The sequence below is a fragment of the Bacillus sp. UNC125MFCrub1.1 genome (assembly GCF_000701305.1).
GTDB lineage: Bacteria > Bacillota > Bacilli > Bacillales > Bacillaceae > Bacillus > Bacillus altitudinis.
The window spans coordinates 815,001-827,032 of sequence record NZ_KL370769.1 but is presented as its reverse complement, the minus strand read 5'-3'; the positions used below and the strand labels follow the sequence as shown (position 1 = coordinate 827,032).

The following is a 12,032-nucleotide window of genomic DNA, read 5'->3' as shown; positions in this document are numbered from 1 at the left end:
GGGGTTTGATGTGATAGAGCGGCTGGTATCCTGGCTCGTGAATCTGCAAGCTTTTCATCCTTCCCATCTTTACGACAGTGGATGATTAACGAAAAGCTCTCCTCACTTACAGTGGCGGGACCGCGCCGGATTTTCACCGGTCTTCCCAATTAAAATTCGACGTGTGATCGAATTACCGACTCTCAAACTATGAATTTATTGTGTTCGATTATATAACGTTCACTTCATTTCGTCAAAGTAAATTTTGAATAATTTTAATTAAAAAAATCCTGAGAAAATTCTATCTTTTCTCAGGACCTAACATGTACCTATAGAGACAAAAGTTCTGCTTCTAATGTTTTCTCAAGAAGCACATCTGGTGCAGTTAAATATAAAAAACCATTTCCTACAAGGGTTTTCGATTGTTTTAGCGGAAGGGTTCTCCTTACGAGCTGAGCATATACCTCAGGTTCTGTCAGCTTACGCTGGAACGCTTCTTCTTCGGCATTTTTAATAATGGCGAGTGCACCGCTCACATGAGGGGCAGCCATGGAAGTGCCTGTTAGTCTTCCGTATTTATGGTTAGGGAGAGTAGATAAAATGTCTTCACCTGGAGCGACGAGGTCGATTTCTTTATTCGCATTGGAGAATTCAGAGGATTCTCTTGCAAGAGAGACAGAGCCGACGGCAATGACCTCGTTGTATGCAGCTGGGTAGGAGAACTCTTCAGTACGCTCGTCTCCGTCACCTTCATTTCCTGCTGCGCAGACAACAAGCACACCGCTGCTTACCGCATGTTGGATGGCCTTTTGCAGTTCTGGTTCATTGCTTGGCCCACCGAGAGACATGGAAATAATATCAACCTTCTGCTCAACCGCATAGTTAATGCCATTGATAATCCATTCGTATTTCCCGCTGCCATTTTTCCCTCCAAGAACTTTCACGATCAACAGCTTGGCTTCAGGGGCAACACCTAAAATGCCGCCATTTTGATCCGTTGCTGCAATCGTTCCTGATACATGGGTACCATGCCCGTTGTAGTCTTTTACATTCTCAGCATCTCCATTGTCATCATCGGTAAAGTTTTTTCCTCCGATAATCTGATCTTTTAAATCGGGATGCTCCGTGTCGCAACCTGTATCAAGGACAGCAATGGTTATGCCTTTTCCTTTGAAGCCACTTGACCAAAGTTCGGGTGCTTTAATCTCCTGAATACTTTCCGGCGTCTCTTTCGCTTCCATCACATTGGCTTTTACTTCATACGGAATTAAGCGAATTTCACCTTTCATAAGAAAGCCCTCCTTATTTTGTTTTCAAAGTAGATTCAGGTTGCGTAATGTTATTGTATAAAACAAATGTTTGATCGGAAAGGGTCAATTGTAATAATTTTTCAAATAATCAAATAATTATTTATTGTGCAGTTCTCCTCATATCTTGCCGAAAGAAGTCACCTTTTGAAGAAAACTCTTAGTATCATATGAAAAAGAAGCAAATGCTGCATAGTGAGCTTGCACCTGTACAGATGAAAATGGGTGAAAAGAACTAAAAAAGGCGGATCGAAAAAACAATCATATAAGGAGATAGAGGATGACAGAAAAGAAAAAGGTACATGCCATGTGCAGATCATTGTTTTTTCATTATAATGATCGAAAGAATATAGAATGTAAAAAGTATTTGACATTTTTTAAGCGGATGATATAATCAAAATGTCAAAAGTATTTGACATTTTGATTGGGAGGGGACTAACCGTTGGATGTTGTAAAAGTTGTGTATTCAGTCATCTTATTAGTGGTCGGACTATTCATCTTTATCGCGCCTATGATTCAAAAGGGTGATGAAAGAAAGAGATTTATCTACTCAAAAGCGCAATCGTATGCATTTATGGTGGTCATTGGTATGCTTATATTAGAAGTCGCACAGTCCATATTTTTAACGATCCAAGGGAACCATTCTGATAAGGGGTTTGGGATTTCTCCCATCATGTTCCTAACTGTGATTTCGGTCATTTATTTAGTTACATTACTCATATACAGAAAAAAATATGGTGATTAAATTGCAAAATCATATAAGAGAACTAAGGAAATCCATTAAATTATCCCAAGAAGAACTTGCTAAACGGTGTAAGGTCTCGAGACAAACCATCAATGCCATTGAAAACGATAAGTACGACCCTACTTTACAATTAGCCTTTGACATCGCCTCTGTTTTGAATACGACTGTAGATGAGCTTTTTGTCAGTCAACCTAAAAAGAAGTAAGGGACCAGCCTCAGAAAAGAGGCTTTTTTTGTTGATTTGTGTAATGTGAAAGGATCAGCTGAAAATAAAAATCAACCAGATTACATAACAATTCCTCATTCATGAAAAATAAGATATGAAGATTGTGACTGTTCCAATGGAGAAAGGCAACATATAATAATGGAAAGACAAGCTTGCCTTTTAGATAGGAGAGATAGAGATGAACAAAGGGAAGATACTCGTGGTCGAAGATGAAAAGAAAATTGCAAGAGTGCTGTCATTAGAACTTGAATATGAAGGATATGAGGTCACAGTCCAAGATACAGGGATGAAAGGGCTCCAGGCGCTCGAGGAGGAGAGTTTTGATTTAGTGCTTCTAGATGTCATGCTCCCAGAATTAAGCGGACTTGAAGTGCTTAGAAGGGTTCGAAAGACAAATACGGCAACACCGATCATTTTAATTACCGCAAGAGGAAGTGTTCCCGATAAGGTCAGCGGTCTTGATCTTGGGGCAAACGATTATATTACAAAACCCTTTGACATAGAAGAATTATTAGCGCGAATTCGTGCACAGCTGAGGTTCAATCACAATGCGCAAGAGGAAAAGGAAATTGAGCTAAGTATTGCAGATTTAACGGTGAATGAGAAAACAAGAGAAATTCAAAGAGGCGGTCAGACGCTTGAGCTGACACCGAGAGAATATGACCTGCTTGTTCATTTATTGAAACATCAACAGCAAGTGCTCACAAGAGATCAGCTTTTAACAGCTGTTTGGGGTTTTGATTATTTTGGTGACACGAACGTGGTTGATGTCTATATTCGCTATTTAAGGAAAAAAATCGATTACCCGTTTGAAAAACAATTGATTCACACAGTGAGAGGTGTGGGTTATGTGATGAAAGGATAAAGCATGAGATTAAAAAATAAGATCCAGCTTTATACATCGTTGTCCTTGTTTTTAATGGTGCTGCTGTTTCATACAGCGATTTATTTTATTTTTTCGATGACCTTGACGCAAAAAGATATGTCCAGACTGTCAGAAGTAGCTGAAAATATTGCGATTGCACTAAAGAAGTCAGAAGAAGAGGGCCTTCCATCTTCAGAGCTTCTGAAAGCGTATCTGCCTCAAAATGGTATGATCCGTGTCGTCACAGAGAAAGGTGAATCAAAGCTGACCGTCACGAAGGAATCTACGTTTAGCTCACTTCCTTTTACATACGAATCTGGTCAGACAGCAGAAATTCAAGAATACAATAAGCATATGATTGCGTTCGCGGCTATCCCTGTCATTTGGACAAATGGGGACATTGTGTCGCTGCAAGTTTATGAAGAAATTGAAAATACAGAAGAGAACTTGGCGTTATTAAAAATGATTTTAATTGCTGCTGGCGTTTTGTTTATTGTGCTTTCTTATTTTGCAGGCCACATTTTAACGAAACAAATTGTCCGCCCAATTAGTCGAATGACCAATACGATGAAAGCAAGTATGAGAGAAAAGGCATTTAAACGAATTGAATTAACAGGCGATTCAAAGGATGAACTGTATCAAATGGGTCAAACCTTTAATGAAATGGCCGAAATTCTTGAGAAACATTATGAGAAAGAGCAGCAATTTTTGCACGATGCTTCACATGAATTGAAAACACCCATTACCGTCATCATGAGCTACAGCAATTTACTAAAACGCTGGGGGCAAAGCCGGCCAGAGGTCGTAGAAGAATCCTCTCAAGCCATTCATGATGAGGCAAAAAAAATGAAAAGGCTGACAGATCAACTACTCACACTGGCGAAAAATGGGCAGCCGCTTTACTTGGACATGAAGCCGGTTGATCTTGGTCATTTGTGCAGCCAAGTTGGCCATACACTTGAAGTGGCAACAAATCGAACCATCCTTACTCATGTACAAACAGATCAGCCTGTTATTGCTGAAGGGGACGAAGAGAAGATCAAACAGCTTTTGACCATCTTGATTGATAATGCGGTTAAATATAGTGCAGAGCCAGTTGATGTGAACTGCGGACGAGCAGGAGAGAAACCGTTTATTTCGGTTGTTGACAAAGGAATTGGCATAAAAGAAGAGGATCTGCCGAAAATCTTTGACCGCTTTTTCCGTGTGGATGAAGCGAGAAACAGTGAGACGGGCGGGACTGGACTTGGCCTGTCAATTGCGAAGCAAATTGCTGAAGAGCATGGGGCTGAGCTAAAGGTAGACAGCCGTATCGGTGAAGGAACCGTGATGACCATTCTTTTTCAGAAATAAATAGGTCTTTTCTCATCAATTTCTCATTTCCTCCTTATAAAATAGGAAATAGGAAGGAGGCGCTGCATGTCTAGAAAACTGAAAATGCTGCTTGCGCTCGCAGGATGTCTTTTCATTCTTGTGGCTTTTGCAATGCTCATGATTCAAACCATTGACAAAAAAATATTAAGCGAAGCAGACATAAAAAAAATCATCGCAAAAGACTACAATGGAAACATCACAAATATTGATCTGATCAACCATAAACAGGACTATACATTGACGCTTGAAAATTCAAATGGCATCTATCAAATCATTGCATCTTCCTCAAGCGGTCAAATGAAAGAGATGAAACAGTTAAAGAGCTATCAAAAACCAATTGAGAAAAATGCCGAACTCCAAGCAGAAGAAGTGGCAGTGAAAAAAGTGAAGGGTACCGTGATTCAAAAGAAAGAAAAATCGGATCGCTTTATCTTTACGATTCAATCAAAAAAAGAACTGTATCAAGTGGATGTTGAGAAAGACACGTTCAAGGTGATTGAAGCAGAAAAGAAAAAGCCAACCTCTAAAGAAAAGAAGCTGACAAAAATAACGGTAGAAGAAGCCATTCAGATTGCCGTAAAAGAAGTAGGCGGCACAGTGGATGATGCAGATCTTGAAACTTTTAGTGGAATGCTCGTGTTTGAGGTAGAGCTCGATTTGCCGGATGGAAGAGAGGCAGAGGTGTTAGTGAATGCTTATACAGGAGATATTGAAGGCATTACGTACGAAAACTAATCATTTTCTCATGATTTTCTCATGTTCCTTTCCTTCCTTTATCATCTTGTTTTTTTAAGATAAAGGAGAAATCAAACAGAGGAGGAATTAAACATGATAAAAAAAGTACTAGTAGCTACAGCATTCACAGGAGCACTTGTCGCAGGTGGTTTCACCCTTCAAGCGCAAAATACAAATCAAACGGCAAATGCCGAACAAGTGGTACAAAAGAAATCTTCATTTGTCTCAAAGAAACAGGCTGAAAAAGCAGCATTAAAAGTTGTGAAAGGCTATGTAGATGATGTAGATCTTGAGCGTAAAAAAGGAAAATGGGTATATGAGGTCGAGATTAAAAAAGGCGGCTTTGAATATAAAGTATATGTCGATGCCAAAACAGGCAAAGCGCTCAATGATCCAGTCAAAGAAAAGAAACAAAATGTAAAAATCACCAAAAAACAGGCTGAACAAATTGCCCTTGCAAAAGTAAAAGGAACAGTCACAGATTCAGAATTAGATAAAGAAAATGGTGTGTACTTGTATGAAATTGAAATTACGACACCAAGCGGCGAAGAAGTTGATTTTGAGATTTCCGCTAAAACAGGCAAAATCCTCAAGCAAGAATGGGACGATTAAGCCATAAATGAACCTTTGAGCGTGATAGAAAACCTTTGCAGCCCTAGGAAGGACGAGTACTGGCGCGGAGCGAATTTGACATTCGTGAGCACCAGCACGCACATGCTGAACCTTACACTTTTATGTGTAAGGTTTTTTCATTGGGACAAACTACTTGAAAGGAGGCGAGAGAATATGATGAAGAAAAAAGAAGAAGAACAGACGATGGATCGTGCGGAATATGTTCCCCATCCTGATGGAGAAGGATATGCTTTGTTTTTGCATGATTCCTTTCATCTCCTCTCCCAAGAGGATATGAATCAGCCGGAAGAAGAATAAAAGACATGAAAGGGCGATGGTCAACTTGTCGATCGCTCTTTTTTTGAAAAGAAAGCGAATACATCAGGAAACTTGGCATCTTGCTTATTGACATCATTGCGCTTTTTCTGTAATCTCAGTGTGTCAACAATATGAGACTTCGTTAGGTGAGGCTCCTGTATGGAGATACGCTGCTGCCCAAAAATGTCCAAAGACGCCAATGGGTCAACAGGAATCATCGACATAAGGTGATTTTTAATGCAGCTGGATGAATCCTATGCCATACAGTGCTAAAGCTCTACGATTGAAGGAGCAAGTGTTTATTTGTCATGCTTACAAAGCGCCTTCATTCGGTTGAAGGTGCTTTTTTATGAGAAAAGGAGGTGTGGGGATGGATCATCCCGATTCGAGACACATAGAGAGTATGTCAAAAGATCAGATTGACGCATCAGATAGAGGAGATCCTGACCCCCGCACAATCTAAGGGATTCGGGTATCTCCTGATTTTGGGGAGGTAACAGCGATGATACAGAACATTACGTACGATGAACTCATTTTACGCATCATTATTTTACTAAGAGATGGAAAACGTAAAGAATTTAAAAACATTATGGAAGAACTTCAGCCTTATGATATGGCCTACTTATTCAAGGAGCTTCCAGAAAAACACCGCGGCCGCTTTCTCAGCTTTTTAACAGTCGATGACGTGACGGAAATGATGGGTGAACTGGAGCGGGAATATCAAGAGATTGTTCTTGAAAAAGTAGGGAAAGACAAAGCCACCTTCGTCACAAACAAAATGGATAACGATGATCTAGCCAACTTGTTTGATGAGATGGAGGATGAGCTGAAGGATCAGCTTTTATCTAACATGGAAGCAGAGGAATCCAAGGCCGTCCAGCTTCTCATGAATTATCCTGCTGAGACAGCAGGTCGGATCATGACCAATCGGTACGTTTGGATTCCGCAGCATTATACGGTTCAGGATGCCGTGGTGAAGCTGAAAAGCTTTGCTGAAATTGCCGAATCGATCAACTACTTATATGTCATAAATGATCAAAAACAGCTTGTAGGGGTACTCTCATACAGGGATCTTATTTTAGGTGAGCCAGATGAAAAAGTGCAGGATCTTATGTTTACAAGAGTCATTGCCGTTGGTGCCTTTCAAGACCAGGAAGAAATCGCAAAGCTCATTGAACGATATGATTTCCTTGCCATCCCTGTTGTAGAAGAGAACAATGTCCTAGTCGGAATTGTGACAGTCGATGATATCATTGATGTTGTGATTCAAGAGGCAGGAGAAGACTATGAAAAGTTTGCTGCCTCTGGTAAAGATATCACGTTCGACACACCGGCATTTGTGGCGGCATACCGCCGTCTTCCGTGGCTTATTTTACTCTTATTCATTGGGCTGATTTCAGGCAGTATCTTGAATTATTTTGAAGATACTTTGCAACAAGTCGTTGCTTTAGCGTTCTTCATGCCGATGATTGCAGGTATGACAGGGAATACAGGGACACAGTCTCTAGCGGTTGTCATTAGAGGATTGTCAAAAGAAGAATTAACGAAAAAAACCATTATGCGCTTGATTTTCAGAGAGCTGAGAACAAGTATTTATATTGGGATTGTTTGTTCAATCATTATTACGGTCGTTGCCATGGTATGGCAGGGCAATATGATTTTAGGTTTTGTTGTTGGTTCCTCGCTTCTTGCAACACTGATTATTGGGACAATGGCAGGTACGGTCGTGCCGATTATTTTACACAGATTAAACGTGGACCCAGCCATTGCATCTGGACCACTGATCACAACATTGAATGATATTTTATCCTTACTCATCTATTTTGGAATTGCAACAGCATTTCTTCATACACTGATGTAGTCAAAAGACTGTAAAATGTAACGTTTTACAGTCTTTTTTGAATAAAGATTGCATATAGCGCTTCCATCCTTTACATTTTAAGGAGAAGGTGGGAGAGAAAAATGAAGAAGTTTTTATTCATTTTCATGTGCATTGTTTTGCTAAGTGCATGTTCAAGAGAAGACGAGGGGAAAGACAGAAGACTGGTGGCATCAGAGCATATGCTTGAAGCGATAACTGAAGGAAATAAACGAAAAATGGACAATGTCTATGTCGAAGGCGCAGTCCCAAGCCCAAATGACATTCTTAAATCGAAAAAGGAATGGGGAATTGAGACGCTTTCTTATGAAGATTTTCAAATGGAAGAAGCCAGCATCCACGTCTTTCATGCGAATTATAAAGATGCAATCACTGGAGAAAAAAAGGCGCTTGCCTTTCGGGTGAAAGAAGATCCTGAAAAAGGCGGCGTACGAATTGACTTTGTAGGGGTTGTTGAAGGAACTGACGCTTCATCTAAATAAAAAGAATCGTTCATATGCTTTATGATCAGTCAGGCATAAGAAGGATAGAAGAGCTGAAAGAATGTCGCTCTATCTATCCTCTTTTTTTATCACACATGATCTTATTTATGAAACAATGATCTGTCTCAGATCACTTATTCGTGATGCCCATTAACTCCATAAATTGTGACAGGGCACTGGTCATGTACGAATCACGTCGCCTGATCAACACAGTGGGCACGATTCGATGTGGTTCTGGTAATGGATGACAGGTAAATTTGCCTTGTCCCCGAGATTCAACCATAGATTTTGGTAATACGGTCACTCCCAGTCCGCTTTCAACACATTTAAGGACGCCCTCTAACGTACCATATTCCATGACCTTCATAGGAGGATAGCCGTTGTTCTCTAGCCACTTTTGCCATCGTCCTAAATAAATACAATGGGCGAATGACGAGAGCAACGGCTCATGTAAAATAGATTCTACCTGGAATTGCTCCGTGGAGTAGCTTGTAATGAGAACGAGGGATTCTTCCAATACAGGATACTCGATGATTTCTGGATGAAGAATTGGCCCATCTACCAAGGCGCCGTCTACTTTGTAGTTGAGGATAGCGCTAACTTGATCGACTGTAGGTGCCATATACAAGCTCAATTCTACTTGTGGAAATTTTTTGTGATATTCTGTGAAAATGCTGGGCAATCTCGTAGATGCGGTGGACTCTATAGATCCAATGTGTAAAGATCCCCGCGGAGTAGAGGAAAGCTTTACTGCTTCTATCGCTTCTTCGTAATCGTATAGTAATTTATTTACATAGGGCAGCAGTTCACGTCCTGCAGGCGTTAAAGATATTTTCTTATGATATCGATAGAGAAGAGGTACACCTAACTCTTGTTCAAGACGTTGGATTCTTGCGGTGACATTGGACTGCACATAATTTAATTTTTGAGCAGCTTTTGTGATGCTTTGTTCAATGGCAACGGCTTTAAATACTTCCAAAGATTTAATATCCAAACTAACTCTCCTTTTTTGCATCACAAATTGTGATGATCTATATGCTATTTTTTGATTTTACGTGATCCAATGAAGTATGTAAACTGAATGATGGAAGAGGTTGATGCTCATTGCGTCCCTTTTATTTGATCGAGAGGAGAAAATGAGAATTTTTTAGCTGTGGCAATTAAAACAGACGTTTCCATTTAATAAGGAGGGGAATCGATTGATTTCAAAGGTAAATATCGAAGAAAAATTTTCGCAAATAAATGATTATTGGAATCCTAGAATAAGTGGAGAGTTGAACGACTCATACATGAAAATGGTGAAAATTAAGGGTGAATTCATTTGGCATCACCATGATGATGAGGATGAAATGTTCTTTGTGTGGAAAGGCAATCTAGTCATCCGTTTTAGGGATAGGGAAATAACGCTTAATGAAGGAGAATTTCTTGTGATTCCAAAAGGAGTTGAACATCAGCCAATTGCTGAAGAAGAAGTTCACTTGCTCTTAATTGAACCCAAAACGACGCTAAACACGGGGAATGTGCTCAATGAACGAACTGTTTCGATTCCTGAACAAATTTGAAAAACTAAATCGTTAAAGATCAAGTATCTTAGGTGATAAATAGTTGAATGGTTGTTTTAGCTAATAACGAGGCTGCAATTGCTGCCTCGTTTTGCTGTTTCAATGATTCATTGGTTTTCGTTGTCTGAAATAGACTCTTCTGCGAATCGGTCTTTGGGTAAGTTCGTGCTTTCATCGTTTCATATTCAGGTCGATCAGATGCTAAGTCTATTTTGCCAAGTAAGCGATTTTTATTTAGTTCATCGATTTTTGTACCGGAAGTGTGCATTAATTTGACCTTCCAGCATTTTTTTCTTATATTGTCCGCTTTTTAATGCCTGTTCTTTTTTCTTCATGTCTTTTAAAATTTCCGCTGTCTGCACACCATCTTCCCGTTTATTGGCGATATCCATTAAACGTTCTACATCAGAAAAAGAGTATTTCCGTGTGCCTCTTGTTGAGCGCTGGGGGTAGATGAGTTTCCGTTCCTCATAATATCGGATTTGCCTGACGGAAAGCCCTGTTAATTCACTGACAATCCCGATTGAAATGACTTTTTTATCTTTATAAGATACATCTTCCTGCGTCATATCCTCACCCCTGCAAGTCTTTTCTTCATATTATATCGAAAAGTCAGTAAAAAAACCTAACGTTTGTTAGATAATATAACACAAAAATGAAAAAAGTGAAAAACAATGGAAGGAAAATTAACACATAACGTGCAAATCATATCACGTGAACATATGATAATAAAAAGAAAAAATGAGGAGGAGGCGCACTTGATGGAGAAAACACAGATCATCCGTATGGCAAAAGAAATCATCGCATTAGATGTGAAGAGGGATGAACTGCTGGAGCAGTTCATGCAGGCTGCGGGTCAGAATGCACATGCTCTTCTTAGAGCCGTACAAAATGATTTGTATAAAAAGTCCTCATAAGCACCCGATCCATATCCATTGATAGGAGGGGAGATGTCGTGCGGCGTATATTAAAAGAAGCTTTAGCGAAAGAAAGACATTATTATACGAAGCAGCTTTGCTCACTTGGGGTGTATAGCCCTGATATGACCAAGAACATGACAATTAGTGACTTAAAAAAAGAGTATCATTTCTTTTTCAACAAAACAGATCGCTATCTTTAACATCCCTTATCATGTGCGTTGTCACATGAAGGGTTCTTTTTTTGTGTGTTTAATATTATAGCAATATTGAATTTTGTAGAAATTTGACGAATCAAATGTAAGGAAATATAGAGCCTTTACAGATTATGTTAAAATTTGTCGTAACATGATGGTTTGCTGGAAAAGCTTTTTTTCGAGATGATTGTGAAAAATAAGAAGGATTTTAAAAGTTTATATCGAAATCTTATACATAACACGAATGGAGTCACTTATGTGGTTGAAAGGGTTTTCAAAAACGTACTTCTATTTTTTACGAAAGGCTCCAACTGCACCGCAAGAAAGCCTTGAAGTTAAAAAAATATTATAAGAGGTAGATATGTGATGAGACTATCGTTTAATGAAGAAGAAGTAGAACGTTCAATGACGCTTTACAAAGTTTTTGCAAGGGCATTTAAAAGCGTTTCCGAACACAGTATTAGAGACAGCAAGGAGCATGGATTTAATCCAACTGAATTTGCCGTTCTCGAATTACTGTATACGAGAGGTGCTCAAAAACTTCAGCAAATCGGCTCAAGACTCCTGCTTGTCAGCGGGAATGTGACGTACGTAATTGACAAGTTAGAACGAAATGGTTTCATTGAAAGAGAACAGGACCCAAAGGATAAGCGGTCAGTTTATGCCCATTTAACGGATAAAGGGCGCAGTTATCTGGATAAAATTTATCCAATCCATTCTCTTCGAATTGCGCGGGCGTTTTCTGGTCTTTCGCGTGAAGAACAGGAGCAATTAATTAGTCTGCTGAAAAAAGCAGGTATTCACAGTCAGCATTTGTTATTTAGATAAAACGAA

At 39.5% G+C, this 12,032-nt stretch carries 17 protein-coding genes and 2 riboswitches; of the genes, 13 read left to right on the top strand and 4 right to left on the bottom strand.

Annotated elements, in window-relative coordinates; genetic code table 11:
* Positions 1-3: 3 nt before the first annotated feature.
* A riboswitch (cobalamin riboswitch) is annotated at positions 4-196 on the bottom strand.
* 112 nt (positions 197-308) lie between these two features.
* Positions 309-1,268 carry a S8 family peptidase gene (locus tag N521_RS16950; RefSeq protein ID WP_007498796.1) on the bottom strand — a complete coding sequence of 320 codons (960 nt, stop codon included), beginning with the start codon at positions 1,266-1,268 and terminating at the stop codon, positions 309-311.
* Positions 1,269-1,728: 460 nt separating this feature from the next.
* On the opposite strand from N521_RS16950, the gene N521_RS16945 reads away from it, so the two are divergent.
* The 9 genes from N521_RS16945 (at position 1,729) to N521_RS16905 (ending at position 8,522) form a co-directional block, all read left to right on the top strand.
* Positions 1,729-2,031 (top strand): hypothetical protein, encoded by a 303-nt coding sequence (locus tag N521_RS16945; protein WP_035392292.1) that lies wholly within the window; start codon positions 1,729-1,731, stop codon positions 2,029-2,031.
* A gap of 1 nt (position 2,032) precedes the next feature.
* Complete coding sequence (locus N521_RS16940; RefSeq protein ID WP_008346178.1) at positions 2,033-2,236, top strand: helix-turn-helix transcriptional regulator; 204 nt, start codon at positions 2,033-2,035, stop codon at positions 2,234-2,236.
* A gap of 199 nt (positions 2,237-2,435) precedes the next feature.
* A complete protein-coding gene (locus N521_RS16935) occupies positions 2,436-3,122 on the top strand; it encodes a response regulator transcription factor (RefSeq protein ID WP_008346176.1) in 687 nt (228 codons plus the stop codon).
* Positions 3,123-3,125: 3 nt separating this feature from the next.
* Positions 3,126-4,475 carry a sensor histidine kinase gene (locus N521_RS16930; protein ID WP_008346174.1) on the top strand — a complete coding sequence of 450 codons (1,350 nt, stop codon included), beginning with the start codon at positions 3,126-3,128 and terminating at the stop codon, positions 4,473-4,475.
* A gap of 66 nt (positions 4,476-4,541) precedes the next feature.
* On the top strand, positions 4,542-5,231 hold the full coding sequence (locus tag N521_RS16925; protein WP_035392289.1) for a PepSY domain-containing protein: 690 nt from the start codon (positions 4,542-4,544) through the stop codon (positions 5,229-5,231).
* Between the two features lie 93 nt (positions 5,232-5,324).
* Positions 5,325-5,843 carry a PepSY domain-containing protein gene (locus N521_RS16920; RefSeq protein ID WP_008346169.1) on the top strand — a complete coding sequence of 173 codons (519 nt, stop codon included), beginning with the start codon at positions 5,325-5,327 and terminating at the stop codon, positions 5,841-5,843.
* 174 nt (positions 5,844-6,017) lie between these two features.
* A complete protein-coding gene (locus tag N521_RS19735; protein WP_008346168.1) occupies positions 6,018-6,161 on the top strand; it encodes a hypothetical protein in 144 nt (47 codons plus the stop codon).
* A gap of 131 nt (positions 6,162-6,292) precedes the next feature.
* Positions 6,293-6,456: riboswitch (M-box (ykoK) riboswitch) on the top strand.
* Positions 6,457-6,663: 207 nt separating this feature from the next.
* Positions 6,664-8,022, top strand: a complete 1,359-nt coding sequence (gene mgtE / locus N521_RS16910) for a magnesium transporter (protein WP_007498785.1) — start codon at positions 6,664-6,666, stop codon at positions 8,020-8,022.
* 101 nt (positions 8,023-8,123) lie between these two features.
* Positions 8,124-8,522: a lipoprotein gene (locus N521_RS16905; RefSeq protein WP_035392286.1), complete on the top strand. Its 399-nt coding sequence runs from the start codon at positions 8,124-8,126 to the stop codon at positions 8,520-8,522.
* Between the two features lie 130 nt (positions 8,523-8,652).
* Here N521_RS16905 and N521_RS16900 read toward each other — a convergent pair whose 3' ends face one another.
* Complete coding sequence (locus tag N521_RS16900; RefSeq protein WP_019743439.1) at positions 8,653-9,516, bottom strand: LysR family transcriptional regulator; 864 nt, start codon at positions 9,514-9,516, stop codon at positions 8,653-8,655.
* A gap of 205 nt (positions 9,517-9,721) precedes the next feature.
* Here N521_RS16900 and N521_RS16895 point away from each other — a divergent pair, with 205 nt between their 5' ends.
* Positions 9,722-10,084 (top strand): cupin domain-containing protein, encoded by a 363-nt coding sequence (locus N521_RS16895; RefSeq protein WP_017367108.1) that lies wholly within the window; start codon positions 9,722-9,724, stop codon positions 10,082-10,084.
* A gap of 28 nt (positions 10,085-10,112) precedes the next feature.
* On the opposite strand, the gene N521_RS16890 is transcribed toward N521_RS16895, so the two are convergent.
* Together N521_RS16890 and N521_RS16885 are read right to left on the bottom strand one after the other, a co-directional pair.
* Positions 10,113-10,352: a hypothetical protein gene (locus tag N521_RS16890; RefSeq protein WP_035392279.1), complete on the bottom strand. Its 240-nt coding sequence runs from the start codon at positions 10,350-10,352 to the stop codon at positions 10,113-10,115.
* Complete coding sequence (locus tag N521_RS16885) at positions 10,324-10,653, bottom strand: MerR family transcriptional regulator (RefSeq protein WP_007498778.1); 330 nt, start codon at positions 10,651-10,653, stop codon at positions 10,324-10,326. The genes N521_RS16890 and N521_RS16885 overlap by 29 nt, the downstream gene beginning before the upstream one ends.
* A gap of 192 nt (positions 10,654-10,845) precedes the next feature.
* Here N521_RS16885 and N521_RS19730 point away from each other — a divergent pair, with 192 nt between their 5' ends.
* The 3 genes from N521_RS19730 to N521_RS16875 all read left to right on the top strand — a co-directional run bounded on the left by N521_RS19730 (position 10,846) and on the right by N521_RS16875 (position 12,026).
* Positions 10,846-11,001, top strand: coding sequence for a hypothetical protein (locus N521_RS19730; protein ID WP_008346151.1), 156 nt, complete (start codon positions 10,846-10,848; stop codon positions 10,999-11,001).
* A gap of 38 nt (positions 11,002-11,039) precedes the next feature.
* Complete coding sequence (locus N521_RS16880; RefSeq protein WP_008346148.1) at positions 11,040-11,204, top strand: hypothetical protein; 165 nt, start codon at positions 11,040-11,042, stop codon at positions 11,202-11,204.
* A 357-nt stretch (positions 11,205-11,561) separates the two neighbouring features.
* Positions 11,562-12,026, top strand: a complete 465-nt coding sequence (locus N521_RS16875; protein WP_088004396.1) for a MarR family winged helix-turn-helix transcriptional regulator — start codon at positions 11,562-11,564, stop codon at positions 12,024-12,026.
* The last annotated feature ends 6 nt before the right edge of the window (positions 12,027-12,032 follow it).